General features: G+C 39.3%; 13 protein-coding genes. 11 read left to right on the top strand and 2 right to left on the bottom strand.

Translation table 11 applies throughout. The features are described from left to right. The first annotated feature begins 136 nt into the window (after positions 1-136). The 7 genes from ACJVDH_RS03400 (at position 137) to ACJVDH_RS03370 (ending at position 11,523) form a co-directional block, all read left to right on the top strand. Positions 137-3,148, top strand: coding sequence for a SusC/RagA family TonB-linked outer membrane protein (locus ACJVDH_RS03400; protein WP_443946170.1), 3,012 nt, complete (start codon positions 137-139; stop codon positions 3,146-3,148). Positions 3,149-3,159: 11 nt separating this feature from the next. Next, the gene (locus ACJVDH_RS03395) at positions 3,160-4,632 is read left to right on the top strand and encodes a RagB/SusD family nutrient uptake outer membrane protein (protein WP_443946169.1); all 1,473 of its coding nucleotides are present in this window, start codon (positions 3,160-3,162) and stop codon (positions 4,630-4,632) included. Between the two features lie 148 nt (positions 4,633-4,780). Continuing rightward, on the top strand, positions 4,781-6,139 hold the full coding sequence (locus ACJVDH_RS03390) for a glucoamylase family protein (protein ID WP_443946168.1): 1,359 nt from the start codon (positions 4,781-4,783) through the stop codon (positions 6,137-6,139). Positions 6,140-6,185: 46 nt separating this feature from the next. Next, positions 6,186-6,587 (top strand): hypothetical protein, encoded by a 402-nt coding sequence (locus tag ACJVDH_RS03385; protein WP_443946167.1) that lies wholly within the window; start codon positions 6,186-6,188, stop codon positions 6,585-6,587. 15 nt (positions 6,588-6,602) lie between these two features. Then, positions 6,603-8,357 (top strand): family 43 glycosylhydrolase, encoded by a 1,755-nt coding sequence (locus ACJVDH_RS03380; RefSeq protein WP_443946166.1) that lies wholly within the window; start codon positions 6,603-6,605, stop codon positions 8,355-8,357. A gap of 21 nt (positions 8,358-8,378) precedes the next feature. Further along, on the top strand, positions 8,379-10,679 hold the full coding sequence (gene bglX / locus ACJVDH_RS03375) for a beta-glucosidase BglX (RefSeq protein WP_443946165.1): 2,301 nt from the start codon (positions 8,379-8,381) through the stop codon (positions 10,677-10,679). A gap of 64 nt (positions 10,680-10,743) precedes the next feature. Continuing rightward, on the top strand, positions 10,744-11,523 hold the full coding sequence (locus ACJVDH_RS03370) for a prolyl oligopeptidase family serine peptidase (RefSeq protein WP_443946164.1): 780 nt from the start codon (positions 10,744-10,746) through the stop codon (positions 11,521-11,523). A 72-nt stretch (positions 11,524-11,595) separates the two neighbouring features. Here ACJVDH_RS03370 and ACJVDH_RS03365 read toward each other — a convergent pair whose 3' ends face one another. Together ACJVDH_RS03365 and ACJVDH_RS03360 are read right to left on the bottom strand one after the other, a co-directional pair. Further along, positions 11,596-12,324, bottom strand: a complete 729-nt coding sequence (locus ACJVDH_RS03365; protein WP_443946163.1) for a YebC/PmpR family DNA-binding transcriptional regulator — start codon at positions 12,322-12,324, stop codon at positions 11,596-11,598. 164 nt (positions 12,325-12,488) lie between these two features. Further along, positions 12,489-13,433 carry an NAD-dependent epimerase/dehydratase family protein gene (locus tag ACJVDH_RS03360; RefSeq protein WP_443946162.1) on the bottom strand — a complete coding sequence of 315 codons (945 nt, stop codon included), beginning with the start codon at positions 13,431-13,433 and terminating at the stop codon, positions 12,489-12,491. Between the two features lie 198 nt (positions 13,434-13,631). Here ACJVDH_RS03360 and ACJVDH_RS03355 point away from each other — a divergent pair, with 198 nt between their 5' ends. The 4 genes from ACJVDH_RS03355 to ACJVDH_RS03340 all read left to right on the top strand — a co-directional run bounded on the left by ACJVDH_RS03355 (position 13,632) and on the right by ACJVDH_RS03340 (position 19,368). Continuing rightward, positions 13,632-14,192, top strand: a complete 561-nt coding sequence (locus ACJVDH_RS03355; protein WP_443946161.1) for an RNA polymerase sigma-70 factor — start codon at positions 13,632-13,634, stop codon at positions 14,190-14,192. A 96-nt stretch (positions 14,193-14,288) separates the two neighbouring features. Continuing rightward, the gene (locus tag ACJVDH_RS03350; protein WP_443946160.1) at positions 14,289-15,302 is read left to right on the top strand and encodes a FecR family protein; all 1,014 of its coding nucleotides are present in this window, start codon (positions 14,289-14,291) and stop codon (positions 15,300-15,302) included. Positions 15,303-15,482: 180 nt separating this feature from the next. After that, a complete protein-coding gene (locus ACJVDH_RS03345; protein ID WP_443946159.1) occupies positions 15,483-18,413 on the top strand; it encodes a TonB-dependent receptor domain-containing protein in 2,931 nt (976 codons plus the stop codon). 49 nt (positions 18,414-18,462) lie between these two features. After that, the gene (locus ACJVDH_RS03340; RefSeq protein WP_443946158.1) at positions 18,463-19,368 is read left to right on the top strand and encodes a TIM barrel protein; all 906 of its coding nucleotides are present in this window, start codon (positions 18,463-18,465) and stop codon (positions 19,366-19,368) included. Positions 19,369-19,604 lie beyond the last annotated feature (236 nt).

Here is a 19,604-nt window from a genome sequence, read left to right as displayed (position 1 = left end):
ATTTCGCATTTGGTATTGTTACTCACTAAACAATTTTTGGCTATTTGATGTATTAAAGTTGAGGTGTTTACACTTGCACAAACCAAAAAACAAACCCAATTTTAATCAACAATTAAACTAAATTTATAATAATAGCATGAAAAGAATCTTTACAAGAATTTCTGTTCTCGCTGCATTTTGTTTGCTAACAATTAACGTAGCAATTGCGCAAAACATTACTGTAAAAGGTAAGGTGGTAGACGGTGGAGACAAATCCACGTTACCGGGCGTAACTATCCTGGTTAAAGGAACTCAAAATGGGACGCAAACAGATGCAAATGGTAATTACTCCATTAGCGCACCGGCAAATGCCACCCTCGTTTTTAACTTTATTGGTTATACAGCGCAAGAGCAGCCTGTAAACAACCGCACTACACTAGACGTATCATTAGCATCAGAAACCCAACAATTAGAGCAGGTTGTGGTAGTTGGATATGGTACGCAAAGAAAAATTGATGTAACAGGATCTGTAGCATCTGTAAAAGGTGAAGACATATCCAAACAAGCATCTGTTAATCCGGTTGGTGCATTACAAGGTAAAGTTGCTGGTGTATCTATTACCAACGTTGGTACACCTGGTGGATCACCAACCATTACTATTCGCGGTACGGGAACCATTTATGGAAATACCGGGCCTCTATATGTTGTGGATGGTGTGTGGTATGACGACATTAACTTCCTGAATCCTGCCGATATTGCAAACATCAGTATTTTAAAAGATGCTTCAAGTCAGTCAATTTACGGTATCCGCGCAGCAAATGGTGTGGTATTAGTAACTACTGTAAAAGGGAAAAAAGGTAATGCAGTAATTAATTATAACGGAACTGTAGGTTTTCAAAAGATTACCAACCAGGTAGAAATGGCTAATGCTACAGAATATGCAACAGCTGTTAATGAAGCATACAGCTTACAGGTCCCTGCAGTTGCGCCACTTTTTGCCAATACAAATCTTGGTGAAGGTACAAACTGGTATGACGTAATTTTAAGAGAAGCCTTAGTAACCAATCATCAGCTTTCTATTAGTGGAGGTACAGAAAAATCGACCTACAACTTATCATTAGGATATCTTAATCAGGATGGTATTGTAAAACGCAACAATTATAAAAGATATACTGCTCGTTTATCTAATGATTTCCAAATTCTAGAGCCGTTAAAAGTTGGGTATAATGTTACGGCTACCTCAAGCAAATCAAACGACGCGCCTACTTCCATATTCAGAGCCTTATATGCAGCATCTCCTGTAGTGCCTGTTTTTAATGCAGACGGAAGTTACGGGGATCCAAATGCATTTAATCTGGGTAATGGTAGCAACATGAATCCTCAGGCTACTTTAGATTTCTTCAATCAAAATACGACCAGATATAAAGTGACCGGAAACGTTTTTGCTGAATTGAAATTTTTAAAAGATTTTACTTTCAAAACCAGTTTCGGTGGTGATTTTGCTCAGGAAGAAGTTCGCGGTTATGTACCCGTTTATAAAGCGAGTAATACACAGCAAAACACAAACAGTCGCCTGGATGTAGACCGTGTAGAAAACAGAAACTGGATCATTGAAAATACTTTGACATATGATAAAAAATGGAATGATCACAGTTTAACAGTTTTGGTAGGGCAAACAGCTCAGCGCAACAAGATGTATACCTTGAATGCGTACGCTCTTAATGTTCCGTATACAACAGATGGAGATTTATATCTAAGTTTAGGTGATGGTGCAACCAGAAGTATTGAAGACTCTGGTACGTTATCAACTTTCTCTTCTTATTTCGCCAGAGTAAATTATAGCTTCAAAAACAGATATCTATTGAATGCTTCATTCAGAAGAGATGGCGCTTCACAGTTCTTCGGTTCTAACAACCTTTGGGGTAATTTCCCATCAATTGGTGGTGGCTGGGTAATCAGCAACGAAGAATTTATGAAAAACCAAAAAATCTTCAGCAATTTGAAGTTGAGAGCAAGTTGGGGTAAAGTAGGTAATGCAGGTGTTCCTTTAAATCCTTCTACTCAAATCGTTTCGCAAACACCAGGATTAATTGCTATAATTGGTGGCGTTCCGGTTACAGGCGCAAATATTACCACTCTTGTACCGCCTACTCTTTTCTGGGAAAGAAGTGCAGGTACTGATCTAGGTTTGGAAATGGGCTTTCTGAATAATAAATTAACTATCGAAGCCGATTTCTACAACAAGAAGACAGAACAAGCAATTTTTGACATTCCAATTCTTGGAAGTCTGGGTACATCAAACAGTAAAATTATCGCCAATCAGGCAGATATTCAAAACAGAGGTTTTGAATTTATGGCAACTTGGGCAGATCGTTCAGAAAGCGGATTCTCCTACTCAATCAGTGGAAACGTAGGTATAAACAACAACAAAGTTTTAAACGTTACTTCAGGTTCTAACCCAATTTACACGGGTGGTGCTGGTTTAACTAGTGGATATTTGGCAACTCGTACAGTTATTGATCGCCCTATCGGAGAGTTTTTTGGTTACCAAGTTGTTGGTGTTTTTCAAACAGATGCAGAAGCAAGTGCATGGCCAGGTTTCAAAAAAGGTGATTTTAAATATGCCGATATTAACGGAGATGGTGTAATTGACTTAAAAGACCGTGTAGTACTTGGAAATCCAAATCCTAAGTTCACTTATGGTGTGAATACCAATTTTGCTTACAAAAACTTCGATTTGACCTTAGACATTCAAGGTGTGGCTGATGTTGACGTATTCAATGCCAATTTGGCCAATCGTTTCGGAAACGAAAACTACACTAAAGATTTCATTAATAACCGCTGGACAGGTGCTGGAACTTCTAATACCTATGCATCAGCTAATTTGGCTGGAGGCTTAAATAATGCCCCTAACTCATTTTATGTTGAAAAAGGAGATTACATCCGTTTAAGAAATATCCAGCTTGGATATACTTTGCCTCAAGCTGTAAGTGCAAAAATGAAGCTTCAAAGACTTAGGTTTTTCGTAAATGCTCAAAATGCAATTAACCTCTTCGGCTATAAAGGTTTCAGTCCGGAAGTTGGTGGAACACCAACGAATGCAGGTATAGATACCAATGTTTATCCGCTCTTTGCAACTTATAACTTCGGCGTTAACGTAACTTTCTAATCGACATCACAATGAAAAAAAATATAAACATACAGTCTTGCGTTATCGCTGCGGCAATGGGTGCAATGCTTTTTACTGCATCTTGTAAAAAAGACTTTTTGAATGTTCCCCCTCAAGGGCAACAACCATCCGCTACGTTCTGGAAAACGCCTGATGATGCGCTTAAAGGCGTAAACTCTATTTATGCACAATTAAGAAGCTGGGATAATATTGCTTTTAATGCTATTGCTATTGAAAGTACAGGATCTGATGAAGCTGATAAAGGCAGTACACCTACAGATGCAACTTTCTTTAATCTGTTCGATCAGTTTACAGTAACCTCTACACAAGGCAGTCTTCAAGGTTTCTGGACCGGTCAATACCAAAACATTAACCTTTGCAATCAGGTTTTGACAAATGTTCCAAACATTACAATGGACGAATCGTTAAAAGCGAGATACCTTGCTGAGGCTAAATTTGTACGTGCTTATTCTTACTTCAGACTGGTAAGAGCATATGGAAATGTACCGCTTCGATTAACTGTTCCTGCTGATAATAGCGAATACAACATTCCACAATCAGACAAAACAGCTGTTTACGCGCAAATTGAAAAGGATTTGACAGAAGCTGCAGCTGTTTTACCGCAAACTTATGCTGCAGCTGATGTTGGCAGAGCAACCAAAGGTGCTGCATTAGGAATGAAGGCTAAAGTAGCAATGTATCAGAAAAAATGGGCAGATGTTTTATCTCTAACCAATCAGGTTATGGGTATGGGTTATAGCTTATTTCCAGATTTTGAAAAAGGTTTCCGTGTAGAAAATGAGAACAGCGTTGAATCTCTTTTTGAAGTTCAGGCAGCGTTAATTCCAAACAATGCTGCTGCATCCAATTCACAATATAGCCAGGTGCAAGGTGTTGCTGGTGTAATGGGATGGGGTTTTAATACTCCATCTGCAGAATTAGCTGCTGCTTTTGAAACTGGAGACCCCAGAAGAGACGCAACAATTCTTTTCAGAGGCGAAACAACTCCTCAAAATGATGTTGTGCCAACAACAGTTCCTAATGAGCGCTATAATCAAAAATCATATGTGCCTTTCAATACCAGAGTTTCTGGATTTAATGAAGGTGCACAACAAAATTTTAGAGTTTTGAGATTTGCTGATATTCTTTTAATGAATGCCGAAGCTGCAAATGAATTGGGTAACCCAACTCAAGCCTTAACCTCTTTAAATCGGGTTAGAGCACGTGCAAGAGGTACAAATACAACAATATTACCAGATGTAACAACAACAGCTCAGGCAGCTCTACGTACAGCAATTTACAAAGAAAGACAAGTAGAATTGGCAATGGAAAATGACCGTTACTTCGATGTAATCCGCCAGGGAAGAGCGCTTGAGGTTTTCGGACCTAAAGGCTGGAAAGCGAATAAAAATGAAGTTTGGCCGATTCCTCAAACAGAAATCGACCTGAGCGGAGGTTTGCTTAAACAAAATCCAGGTTACTAAAAACAATTAATAATGGCTGCTGCGACCAGCAGCCATTAAATTTATCATTGGGTTTATCTATTAGAACCCTTGAAGCTTCTTTCTTCTCCACAATGTAGAAAGAAGCTTTCAAAACCATCCTTTCATAAGCGCACTCGCAAAGATCACTATGAAAAAACTTTTCCTTACTGCTACCGGAATTTCACTATTTTTTTTTTCCTGTAAAGAAAATAAAACAACGGAAAATACATCCGCACCGGCGAAAATCGAAATCCAAAAAGGTTTATCAGATGAGCAATTGCTTGATCTTGTTCAGAAACAAACTTTCCAGTATTTCTGGGATGGTGCAGAACCTACTTCGGGTGCTGCACGCGAACGCTTTCATTCTGATAATGTTTACCCGGAAAATGATAAAAATACAGTTGCAACAGGCGCAACCGGGTTTGGATTAATGGCCATCATCAGCGCAATAGATCGTGGATATGTAAGTAAAGAAGATGGACTCAAAAGACTAAATAAAATTCTTGACTTTTTGGCGCGTGCCGATCGTTTTCATGGTGCTTGGCCGCATTGGTTTTACGGAGAAACCGGAAAAGTACGCCCTTTCGGACAAAAAGACAATGGTGGAGATTTAGTCGAAACTTCATTTGTTGCACAATCGCTGATTTGCATCAACGAATATTATAAAAATGGCAGTGCAGAAGAAAAAGCACTTGCAAAAAAAGCAGACGATCTTTGGAAAGGAATCGATTTCAGCTGGTATCAAAATGGTCAGGATGTATTGTTCTGGCATTGGTCTCCAGAATATAAATGGGAAATGAATTTTGCCGTAAAAGGCTATAATGAATGTTTAATTATGTATGTTTTGGCTGCATCGTCACCAACGCATACCGTGCCGGCATCGGTGTACCGCAATGGTTGGGCACGCAACGGCGCAATTAAAACCAGCTATGAAGTGTATGGTCATCCGTTTACTTTGGATTATCAAGGTCAGAAAAACAGTATTGGTCCGCTATTCTGGGCACACTATTCCTATCTGGGTTTAAATCCGAAAGGACTTAAAGACCGTTATGCCGATTACTGGCAAAATAACGTCAATCAAACTTTAGCTACACGCGATTACTGCGTGGCCAATCCGAAGAAATTTAAAGGTTATGCCGAAAACTGTTGGGGCTTAACCGCCAGCTATTCTGTAAAGGGATATGCGGCACACAACATTAACGAAGACCTTGGTGTCATCTCCCCTACCGCAGCAATTTCATCTATTCCATATACCCCACAAGAATCTATCAAAGTAATCAGGCATTTGTATGAAGACCTTGGGGATAAAGTTTGGGGCGAATATGGTTTTTATGATGCCTTCTCCGAAACAGACAACTGGTATCCTAAACGATATCTAGGAATAGACCAGGGACCAATGGTGGTCATGTTAGAAAACTATCGCTCAGGTTTACTTTGGAAACTGTTTATGGGCAATCCTGATGTGCAACGCGGCCTTCAAAAATTAGATTTTCAAATCAGCAAATAATATAAATGTCTTAGCCATTGAATAATTACATCTAAAATCTAAAACCATGAAAAAAGTAATTTTAATTCTAACGGCACTTATCGGATCTGTTATTCTAAACTCCGGTTTTACAAGTGTACACAACAATACAAGTACCGCTAAATTTTCAAAATTTGCCAATGTAAATGTTACGGCAAGCAACAGCACCAGCGATGGTGTTTATGTGGTGCTAACCAACACCACATCTGGCGGTAGTTATAGCTTTTTCGTTCCACCAAATACAGCAAGTGGAACGGTTATCGGACAGATTCCAGAAAACAATGACATCTATAGCGCTCAGTTGACCTCTACTGGCCGCGCCCACGATATGTGGATTTATTGGGAACACAGAACACAGGTTTCTAGCTTTACTGTAACCGGCATGGCGCTGGGCTGCAACAGTTGTGCCCGTATAGACATCTTTAATTAATCATTTAACGATTCAATGGCTAAGCATTTATTCAAAATACTTTTATTTTTCTTCTTTTTCTGTTGGATTGAGCAACTAGCTGCCCAACAAAAAACTTATTGCAATCCCATTAATATAGATTACGGATATACACCTTTCCCAAGTTTTGCAGAATGGGGGAAACACCGTGCCACTGCCGATCCGGTAATCGTAAACTACAAAGGCGATTTTTACCTTTTTAGCACCAACCAGTGGGGCTACTGGCAAAGCAGCGATATGCTGAACTGGAAATTTAATGAAAAGAAATTCCTTCGTCCGTGGAATAAAGTTATGGATGAACTTTGTGCGCCTGGTGTTGGCATTATTGGCGATACGCTTGTTGTTTTTGGCAGTACATATTCTAAAAATTTCACTCTTTGGGGAAGCACAGACCCAAAAAACAACAAATGGTTTCCATTGGTAGACTCGCTCGAAATTGGTGGCTGGGATCCCGCTTTTTTTACAGATGACGACGGGCGTTTTTACATGTACAATGGCAGCAGCAATAAATATCCGGTTTATGGAGTAGAGCTAGATCGGAAAACCTTTAAACCAATTGGTACGCGCGTACCGATGTATTTATTAGAAGACTGGCGTTACGGCTGGCAACGCTTCGGCGAAAATATGGACAATACTTTTCTCGATCCATTTATTGAAGGTGCCTGGATGACCAAACACAACGGAAAATATTATTTCCAATATGGCGCTCCCGGAACCGAATTTAGTGGTTATGCAGATGGTGTTGTTGTAGGCTCAAATCCATTGTTTGAAAATAGTCCGGCAACGCCTCAGTCTGATCCTTTAAGTTTCAAAGCAGGTGGATTTTCCAGAGGCGCAGGTCACGGTGCTACTTTTGAAGACAATGCGAAAAATTACTGGCACGTTTCTACAAGCATTATTTGCGTAAAAAATACCTGGGAACGCCGTATTGGCATCTGGCCATCGGGATTTGACCAGGATGACGTAATGTGGTGCAACACTGCCTTCGGCGATTATCCTTTGTATTTACCTTCTGAGCGAAAAGCCAATGGCCCCGCGGGCCCCGGGTGGATGTTGCTAAACTACAAAACGCCAGTTACCGTTTCATCAACTTTGGGCACTTTTCAACCAAACTATGCTGTTGATGAAAGCATTAAATCTTATTGGAGCGCAAAAACGGCCAATAAAGGAGAATGGATTCAGAGCGATTTGGGCGAAATCTCTACGGTACATGCAATACAAATTAATTACGCCGATCAGGATGCAGAATTTATGGGAAAACAAATCGGAATTTTCCACCAGTATCAGATTTTCACTTCAACAGATGGGAAAAAGTGGTCGCTTCTTGTGGATAAAAGCAAAAACAAAACCGATGTACCGCACGATTATATCGAGCTTGAAAAACCTGTTCAAACCCGTTTTATTAAAATGGTGAACATCCACATGCCAACCGGAAAATTTGCCATCAGCGGACTCCGGGTATTTGGTTTCGGCAAAGGCGAAAAACCGCAGCAAGTTAAAAACCTGATTGTGTTGAGAACAGAAAAAGACAAGCGCAGCGCATACATCAAATGGCAACCTGTAAATAATGCTTACGCCTATAACCTTTATTATGGCACCGCGCCAGATAAATTGTACAACAGCATCATGATACACGATGTAAATGAATATTGGTTTAAAGCAATGGACAGCCAAAAAACCTATTATTTCTCAATAGAGGCCATCAATCAGAATGGAACATCAACAAAAACAGCGGTAAAAAAAGTAGATTAAAAAAGAATAAACACATATATAATGAAAAGAAGAGCGCGTATAGCATGCAGTCTGATGGTCTTAATGGCCTTAGGCGCATCTGCACAAACGAAGAAAGCCGTTTCTGCTGAAGAAGCAAAAATGAACACTTTTATCAGCAACCTGATGGCAAAAATGACGGTTGATGAAAAAATCGGGCAGCTAAATTTGCCAAGTTCGGGTGATATTACCACCGGGCAGGCAAACAGTTCTGATATCGGAAGTAAAATTAAATCTGGCCAGGTTGGCGGATTATTCAATATTAAAGGTGTCGAAAAAATCAGAGCGGTACAGAAAGTTGCTGTAGAAAACAGTCGGATGAAAATTCCATTGCTTTTTGGTATGGACGTGATTCATGGCTACAATACCGTTTTTCCAATTCCTTTAGGAATGAGCGCGACATGGAATATGGATGCTGTGCAGAAATCTGCGCGTGTTGCTGCCATTGAAGCAAGTGCAAGTGGTATCAACTGGACTTTCTCACCTATGGTAGATGTATCCAGAGATCCGCGCTGGGGCCGCATTTCTGAAGGAAATGGCGAAGATCCTTATTTGGGTTCGCAAATTGCAAAAGCAATGGTTATTGGTTACCAGGGTAAACTTCAGGCCAATAACGAAATTTTAGCTTGTGTAAAACATTACGCTTTATACGGTGCTGCAGAAGCCGGCCGCGATTACAATACAACCGATATGAGCCGCGTAAAAATGTATAATGAATATTTGCCGCCATATAAAGCAGCCGTTGATGCAGGTGCTGCGAGTATTATGGCTTCTTTTAATGAAGTAGACGGAATCCCTGCTACAGGAAGCAAATGGTTAATGACCGAGGTTTTGCGTAACCAGTGGGGCTTTAAAGGTTTCGTGGTGACCGATTATACCGGAATACCGGAAATGATTGCGCACGGAATGGGCGATTTGCAAACAGTTTCTGCCCTGGCACTTCATGCAGGTGTAGATATGGATATGGTTGGCGAAGGTTTTCTGGGTACATTGAAAAAATCTCTTGCAGAGAAAAAAGTGTCTATTAATGAAATCAACCGCGCATGCCGATTGGTATTGCAAGCAAAATATAAACTTGGTTTATTCACCGATCCGTATAAGTTTTGCAATACAGAACGCGCAGAAAAAGAAGTTTTCAACGCAGAAAATCGCGATATCGCACGTAAAATTTCAGCAGAAAGTTTCGTTCTGTTAAAAAATAACAATCAGGTTTTACCATTAAAAAAATCTGGAACAATTGGTTTGGTTGGTCCATTGGCAGACAATACGGCCAACATGTACGGAACCTGGAGTGTTGCTGCCTTGTTCGATAAATCGGTTACGGTACTTCAGGGTTTAAAAAACGCTGTAGGCAACAATGCAAAAATTATCACCGCCAGAGGTGCTAATTTCCTGGCAGATTCTGTAATGGAACACCGCTATGTTAATGTGCACAATCCAACTTATGTACGCGATCCGAGATCGGAAGCGGAAATGATTAAAGAAGCTTTGGAAGTAGCCAAAAAATCAGATGTGATTGTTGCGGCCGTTGGAGAAGGTTCTGAATTTACCGGAGAAAGCAGCAGTGTAACCGACATTCAGATTCCGGAAACACAGAAAAACCTATTAAAAGCTTTAGCTAAGACTGGCAAACCTGTTGTTTTGGTATTGTTTACTGGTAGACCATTGGCTTTAAACTGGGAAAAAGAAAACCTTCCATCAATCCTGAACGTATGGTTTCCGGGTAGCGAAGCAGGAAATTCTATTGCCGATGTACTTTTTGGCGATGTAAATCCATCCGGAAAACTAAGTGCAACTTTCCCTCAAAATGTTGGTCAGGTTCCAATCTATTACGCACACAAAAATACTGGCCGTCCATTAGCAGAAGGAAAATGGTTCGAGAAATTCCGTTCTAATTATTTAGATGTGAGCAATGAACCCTTATATCCATTCGGATATGGTTTAAGTTATACCACATTTGATTACAGCGCGGTTAAATTAAGTGCAAACACGTTATCAAAAGGAAAAACAATTACGGCATCTGTAACTTTAACGAATAGCGGTAAATATGAAGGGAAAGAAGTGGTTCAATTTTATATTCAGGATTTGGTAGGAAGCATTACACGCCCGGTAAAAGAACTTAAAGGTTTCCAAAAAGTTAACCTAAAGGCTGGCGAAAGCAAAGAAATCACCTTTAAAATTTCTGAAGAAGATTTAAAATTCTACAACTCCGATTTGAAATTTGCAGCCGAGCCTGGCGATTTCAAAGTATATATCGGCACAAATTCACACGATGTAAAGGAAGCTTCTTTTACTTTAAAATAGCTCAGTTAGATTAATGTACGCCCCAGTCTGTTGAAAAATAGCTGGGGTTTTTTATTTTTGTTGCATGAAGAAAATTTTTCTTACCATACAAATTCTATTTTTCGCTTTAATTATCAAGGCTCAGGATTTAAAAAAATACGATAGAGGCAGTTTTATTAAGGGCAAAGACTCCATCAGCTATCGAATATTGTTTCCCGAAAACTTTAAACCAACAGAAAAATATCCCATTATTTTTGTGCTTCACGGACGTGGAGAAAGCGGAAATGACAATGAGAAACAATTAACACATGGCGCCAATCTGTTCCTGAAAGCCGATATACGCAAAAACTTTCCTGCTATTATCGTGTTCCCGCAATGCAGTGTAGATAGTTATTGGGCAAATGTAAACATCAGCACCAATGCGAACGGAAAACGTAATTTCAGTTTTGTTGAAGGTGGAGAACCAACCAAAGCTATGCATGCGTTGCTGGGTATGGTAAAAGACATGCTAAAGAAACCATACATCAACAAACATCAGGTGTATGTAGGCGGTTTATCTATGGGCGGTATGGGTACATATGAATTGTTGCGCCGGAAGCGCCGTACCTTTGCGGCGGCATTTGCCATTTGCGGCGGAGACAATACCAACAACATCAGAAAATATAAGCAAACACCTTTATGGATTTTCCACGGCGCAAAAGATGACATCGTGGATCCGGCCTATTCAATGGCTGTTGCAGAGCGATTAAGAAATGTAGGCAAAGAAGTAAAACTGACCATTTACCCTAAAGACAACCACAACAGCTGGGACAGCGCATTCGCCGAGCCACAATTATTGCCCTGGTTATTTTCGCACCAGAAGTAAGGGCATAAAACACAAAAAAGCTCCGAAAAAATATTTTTTCGGAGCTTTTTCTATTTTAGAATTCGCCAAAAATTACTCGGCCATATTGTGGTAAACCGCCTGCACATCATCGTCCTCTTCCAGTTTATCAATTAATTTCATTACATCAGCTGCCTGCTCTTCTGTTACCTCGTGGTGAGATAAAGCAATACGCTCCAATTTTGAACTTTTTAACTCTATGCCTTTCTCTTCCAAAGCTTTTTGTAAAGAACCAAAGTTTTCGAATGCACCTTGTGCTACCGCAATATCATTTCCTTCTTCATCAGCCTCTACGTAAAGTTCTTCTAAACCAGCATCAATTAATTCGAACTCCAATTCTTCCAGGTCTAAACCTTCAGCCGGCACAAAGCGGAAAATAGATTTACGGTTAAAAACAAAATCCAAAGATCCGGTTTTACCTAGAGAACCATCTGTTTTATTAAAATAGCTACGTACATTGGCTACCGTGCGGTTGGTGTTATCTGTTGCAGTTTCAATTAAAACGGCAACACCATGCGGTGCATAACCTTCGTAAACAATTTCCTCGTAATTGGCCATAGATTTATCAGAAGCACGTTTAATTGCCGCCTCTACCCTATCTTTAGGCATATTTACGGCTTTCGCATTTTGCATCGCTGTACGCAAACGCGAGTTGGTTTCTGGGTGAGGCCCCGATTCCTTAACAGCCATTACAATATCTTTACCAATACGCGTAAACTGAACCGCCATTTTGGCCCAACGCTTAAATTTTCTTTCTTTTCTAAATTCGAATGCTCTTCCCATTGTGTAGTATTGAGATATCAGATTTCCGATCTCAGACTTTAAGTCTTCAACCTTCCAACCGTTTACTTTATATTATTTTGTTTTAAATTTAAAATATTTGCTCCAAGATCTAGTGCTCAAGCATGGCGCTTCGAGCTTTCCCCTTTCAGCTTTAACCTTTTACCTTATTTTTTTAAATTATTTAACATGTCTATTGTCAGTTTCGATAAATCGAACTCCGGTTTCCATCCCCAGTCTTTTGTGGCAACACTATCGTCAATAGAGCGAGGCCAGCTGTTCGCAATTTGCTGTCGCGGATCATTTTCTGCGTAAGATAAGGTAAATCCCGGAATATGTTTTCTGATTTCTGCTGCAAGAATTTCTGGAGTGAAACTTACACCACCGAAATTGTAACTGCTACGCACCGAAATCTGATCGGCAGGCGCATCCATCAATTCTATTGTACCGCGAATAGCATCTTCCATATACATCATAGGCAACTCTGTAGCTGCATTAAGGAAACTCTGGTAGCTACCTTTTTTCAGTGCTTCATGAAAGATGTGGATGGCATAATCTGTTGTTCCTCCGCCTGGTGCCGCTTTCCAGCTAATTAATCCCGGATAACGGATACTACGCACATCTAAGCCATACTTCTGATGATAATATTCGCACCAACGCTCTCCGGCAAGTTTACTGATTCCATAAACCGTATTCGGGTCCATTGTGCAAAATTGTGGCGTCTGATCTTTAGGAGAATTTGGTCCAAAAACGGCTATAGAACTTGGCCAATACACTTTCGCTGTTTTAAACTCAAGTGCCAGATCCAGAACATTTAACAAACCATTCATATTCAAATCCCAGGCCAGCTTAGGATTTTGTTCGCCTGTGGCAGATAATAATGCAGCCAGAAGATAAACTTGTGTAGGCTTATATTTCTGAAAAATGCCCTTTACCATTTCTTTGTCCAGAACATTCACAAATTCAAAAGGTGCTGAATTTTTGATGTCATAATCGGGTCTGCGGATATCACAAGCCACCACATGATCATCGCCATATATTTTACGCAACATGGTTACCAACTCGGTACCAATCTGGCCGTTTGAGCCCAAAACAATTATATTTTCCTGCATAGTTTTTCTAGAGATTTCGCAAAGGTAAAAAAATGACCTAAAAGCCTGTAAAATATTTACACTAAGTGCTTCGCTTTTATGGGCCTTATGTTTTGATATAAGCCATTCGGGCCGTAAAAAACAATCACAACAAGAATATAAATTGAAAATCGGACGGAAATAAATATTACATTTACTATACTTGTTACAACCAAAACAATGAGTCTCCAAGAGCCTGCACATTTTCAGCATCTAACTGAGCGCCTAAAATCTGGCGATACGCAAGCTTATGAAAATATTTACCAGCATTTCAGTAAAGAATTAATTATTGCAGCATACAAAAAAACCGGCGATAAAATCACAGCTGAAGAAATTGTACAGAACATTTTCATCTCCCTTTGGGAGAAACGCGCAAACCTTAATATAGACAATATACAGGCTTATTTATTTGGTGCGTTAAAATTGAGTGTCATTAACCACATTAGAAGTTTGGTGGTGCAACATAAATACATGGAATACAAATCTATGTATTACACTGAAAACGATGACGATACGCGCAACCAGGTAGAACTGCATGATCTGTCTAACATTATTGAAAAAGGCATTAAATCGCTGCCAGAAAAAACACAGGAAATTTTTAGATTGAGCCGTTACGAGCATCAATCTACCAAAGACATTTCTAACGAACTCAATATTTCTGAAAAGGCGGTAGAGTACCATATCACCAGATCCATTAAACGGATTAAAGAATACATCAAAAATTTCTACATTTTTTTGTAACTGAAACCCAATCACTTACATTTTATTTCAATTTATTTCGAAATAGCTTTAGGGATTGCGCTTAGATAGGTTACTTGTAGATATAAACCAAATATTATGATGAACCAAAAAGCCTTTTTAGACTTGCTTAACCGCTACACGGATGGGAAATGCACAGAGAGTGAACGGCTTTGGGTAGACAAGTGGTACCACAATATCAATCAAAAAAATATTCAGGATTTATCGGAAGAAGAAATCAACGAAATGCAACGAAACATTTCGAAGAATTTATATTCATTGCCGCAGCCTAAAAAGTTGAAGTTAATATCAATGAAGTTTGCCATTGCAGCTTCGGTTACCGCAGCTTTTGTTTTGGGCAGTTTGTATTTTTACAATTATAATGGAGCACTTCAGGCCTACAAAAGCGAGAATAGCGATGCTGTTTTACTTTCGGCAGCGAATGATACTGAAGAGAATATTTCGGTTTATTTGAGCGATAGCAGTAAGGTTACACTTTCGCCGCATGCGAATATTGTGTATCCAAAAACGTTCTCATCAAATAAAAGAACGGTTTATCTTGAGGGTGATGCCTTCTTTGCGGTAACTAAAAATCATAAAAAACCTTTTTTGGTTTATAATGAAAATATTGTGGTTAAAGTTCTGGGAACCAGCTTTTTTGTAAAAGCACCAGAGAAAAACCAACCAGCACAAGTATCTGTGCGTACGGGAAAAGTACAGGTTAATGAAAACTGTAAAGCTTCACTTTTTGCAGTGGCTAAAGAAAAATCTGCAAAACCTATTTTGCTTACACCAAACCAAAAAGGAGTTTTTACACAACATCAATTAAAGAAAACTTTGGTTGAGAAACCTATTCCGTTGTCTGTAGCGTATGATTTGCCAAACAAAAGCGATTACAATTACCGCGAAGAAACGTTAAAAAACATTTTTAATAAACTGGCTAAAGATTACGGAATTAGTATTCAATCCAATAACAACGAAATTTTAAGTTACACATTCACCGGCGATTTAAACGGGAAAGAGCTTTACGAGCAGCTTGATCTGGTTTGCGGGTCAATATCCAGCAAATATTCAATACAGGGAACTTCAATTGTAGTTTCCAATAAAAACTAACCAAATAAAATAATATGAGAAAAACTTTTATCCAACCAAGCCCGTAGCGGCACAAACCAGCACATCCATAAAAAAACAAACCGACAATGGGGGTTGTCGGCATGTTGAATACATTTAGAATGTATACTGGAAATTCTATGTCCAATAAATCCAATCATTTAATGAACAATAACCAAATTTATGAAAAAAAATCAACTTATTTCGCTCGCTCTTTTTGCAATGAGAAATTCGATTTACCAAATATTAGCCATTACTATATTCAGCTGTGCCGCATTAGCTAAAAATGTTGACGCACAAGAGTTTCTGAATAAACAAATTTCTCTGAAGGCCGAGCAAACCGACATTAAAACCATTATTGAAAAAACCGAATTACTGGCCAATGTAAAGTTCGTTTACAGTCCGCAGTTAATTAACTCTAACCGCAAGGTTTCGGTTAATGTGGTAAACCAAAAATTAAGATATTTTCTTGAAAATTCTTTGAAAAAGTACGATGTAGGTTACCGCATTGTGAAAGACCAGATTTTACTATACTCTATACCAGCAAACAACAATCTGGAATTACTGAAAGCTTTCGACGGAACAGTTACCGGAACAGTTACAGACAGTAAAGGCGAAGCTTTGCCAGGTGTATCGGTTACCGTAAAAGGCAAAACAATTGGTACAACTACAGATATTAACGGAAAGTTTGCTTTAAAAGGTTTAACTGTAGATAGCCGCGTTCTTGTGGTGCGTTATGTAGGTTTTATCTCTAAAGAAGTTACTTTATCTCCGGGCAATGCCGATGAAAACCTTTCAATCAGTTTATCAGAGGATAATCTTCAGTTGGAAAGTGTAATGGTAACTGGTGGCAATCCAAAGAAAAAGTTGGAAAGCAGTGTGGCTTTAACTTCTGTAAGCAATAAAGACATTACCAACAGAGCACCTTTAAACAGTACAGATTTATTAAAAGCTATACCAGGTTTAACCGTTGAAAGTACGGGTGGTGATGGTCCGGGTAACGTATGGGTAAGGGGATTTCCGCAACAAGGTGGTTATATCTTCTTAGGTATCCAGGAAGATGGTTTGCCTTTGTTGCCTACAGGTTTCAATACCAACCCATCTATCGATCAGTATTATAAAACGGATTTAACAATCCAGAATATTGAAGCCGTACGTGGTGGTAATGCATCTATTATTCAAGCGAACACGCCTGGTGCAGTGGTAAACAACATCAGTTACGTAGGCGCAGATAAACCTTATGGTTCATTCAAATTCACTACTGGTTTTTCTCAAGGATTGTACCGTGTAGACGGAAACACCGGTGGAAAAATCAGCGAGCATGTTAAATACAACATCGGAGGATTTTACCGTACAGATAATGGCGTTGTAGATCAAGGTTTTAATCCGGCCAATCAAGGTGGTCAGATTAAAGGAAACATGACCTTCAATTTCAAAAACAATAAAGGTTTCATCCGCGTGTATGGTAAATACCTGAATGATAAAGTACAGTTTTTATTAACCAGTTATTATCCATATGATGGTACCGGAAAACCAAGAACGTATCGCGATTACGATATGGCTACACAATCTATCATTCCGCAACAAACAGAATGGAGTTATAACGATCCGGCAACAGGTGTTCACAACTTCAGTTTAACGGATGGTATCCATACTAAACTGGGATCAGGTGGTTTTCAATTCAATTACTTAACCGATAGCGGTTGGCAGATTGTTAACAATTTCCGTTACCAAAATACACACACCAACAGTACATATACTGCGCCTGCAGGTATTACGGCAAGAACTGCAGCTACGCCTTATTATTATCCGGGAGGAGCCGTTGCACCTTTTGTTGCCGGCGATTACGTAATCACTTCAAATGCAAACGGACAAATCAATAGCGACGTTCAGATTGTAGATTACCTGGATTTGAAAAAAACGGTTAAAAACCACAGTTTAAGCATTGGTGCAGGTATACACCAGTATAACCGTGACGATTTGCGCTACGCTTTCCGTTCTTTCACAGAATTTAAGGAACATCCAAGTATTATCCTTCAATCTCCAACAGCGTTAGAGCGTACAGTTCAAACCAAAAACACCTTTATTGGCGACACCAGAACACTTTCTGCTTATGCTGGCGATGAAGTAAAACTTTCAGAAAAATGGCGTTTAGATATTGGTGCGCGTATTGACAACCAAAACGTTAAAGGCGAAAGACCATATTATGCACTTAACACAAACGGAACGGTAAATATTGCAGCGGCTGCAACACCGAATATTTTGGGTTACACCAGCTACAATGAAACCTTAACCAACTGGGCTGCATCAATTGGTGCCAACTACAAAATCAGTTCTACATCAAGCATGTTTGCGCGTGCAACCAAAGCCTATAATGCACCAAATATCGGCGATTACAATGCTTCTGCATACAATGCTGCAAACATTAAAAAACGCCCGGTTTATTTAGGAGAAATTGGCTTCAAATATGCGAAAAACAACCTTGCAATTTTTGCTTCAGGAAGTTACTCTGCAATTAAGAACACTTCACTGACCATCAACGTACCAACTGTAGCTGCTGGTCAGCAAGCACTTGTTGCTTTCGGTTCTACACGTACCTGGAGTGCAGAGTATGAAATTTCTTACAAAGTTGCTAAACCATTAAGTTTAAGATTAACCGGAACTTTACAAGATTCTAAATACACAGATTACGAAGCAAATACCAGTGGAAATGCTGCCGTAGCTGCAGAATTTGGAAACCGCATATACAGCTTTACCGGCAACAGAACAGAACGTGTACCGGTATTAAATACTGAGCTTGGTGCAAACTACGATTATAAAAACTTCAACCTGTATATCGCTGCAAATTATGTAGGCAGCCGTTTTACTTCGCCTAGCGAAAGTTACGAATTACCAGCTTACGTAGTAATGAAAGCAGGTGCAGGTTACAACTTTACTAAAAAAGTATCAATAAGATTTTGGGCAGACAACTTGTTAAATGCACGAGTGTTGACAGAAGGCGATGTTAGAGGAGACCAATTCCGGAATTTCTCAACCATTGCTCCTGGCACATTAATGATTGGCAGAACTTTACTTCAACGTACTTTCTGGGGATCATTAGCTTATTCATTTTAACAGCAGAGCCGGGGGAATTTACCTCCGGCTTTTTAATTCAACAAATATCATGACAACAAGAAGATCTTTTTTGCAACAAGCAGGTTTGGCCACTGCCGCCGCTTTTATCGCCCCATCAGCAATTGCCTCAGCTTTGGCACAGAAAGCCAAAATTTCTCAGATTGGTATTGGCTTATTTACCTTGCGTGAACAGCTTACAGCGGATGTAAAAGCAACTATAGAACATGTGGCCAAAATCGGTTACAACCAGGTAGAAACTTATTACGGTTATCCGGGTAAATACGAAGTGAAAGGTTTTTGGGGTTTAGAAGCCAAAGATTTTAATACACTACTTAAAAACAACAACCTTACATCTCCAAGCGGACATTACAATACAACAGAATTTTTATCAACCGGTGATGATAAAATACTGAAAACACACATAGAAGTAGCCAGCAGCGTAGGACAAAAATTCTTCGTTATCCCGGCTTTACCTACAGATGTAAGAACAAACGGAACAATAGACGATTATAAAAAAATGGCAGAACGTTTCAATGTTGCGGCAGAACTTTGCCACAAAAACGGATTGAAACTTGCCTATCACAATCATAATTTTGAATTTAAAGATCAGGGCAATGGCGCAACCGGTTATAGCGTACTCCTTAAAGAAACTGATCCGAAACGGGTGGGTTTTGAGCTGGATATTTTTTGGGCGGTAAATGCAGGCCTTGATCCGGTAGAGATGTTTAACAAAAACCCAGGGCGTTACAATATGTTCCATGTTAAAGATATGGACAAAACCGATAAAGCTGTTTTTACAGAAGTTGGTTCTGGCCGGATTGATTTTAAACAAATTTTTGCCGCTGCAAAAACTGCCGGTTTAGACTACATTTTTACAGAGCAGGATCTGATTAGAAAAGACCCATATACCAGTATTAAAGAAAGCTACGATTACGTCAAAAACAACCTGATCTAACCAAAGGTCATTAAAAAAAGAAGCCAAACATTATTTATTAGTAAATACAACATTCATATATACTAAATGTATAATATACACGAAGTGATTTGAGCAAAAATATGGCTGGTAAATCCATTTAGAAACCCGAAAATAGTTTTATTTAGAACAATTCTATCCAGTAACAATCGCATTGCATACCAGTAAATTAAATGTAAAAATTTGAGGTTTCCGTTATATTTTTTCTAATATTACTC

Source organism: Pedobacter terrestris (assembly GCF_052343045.1).
Taxonomy (GTDB): Bacteria; Bacteroidota; Bacteroidia; order Sphingobacteriales; family Sphingobacteriaceae; genus Pedobacter.
Note: the sequence above shows the minus strand (reverse complement) of the source record. Positions and strands in the feature narration are given on the sequence as shown.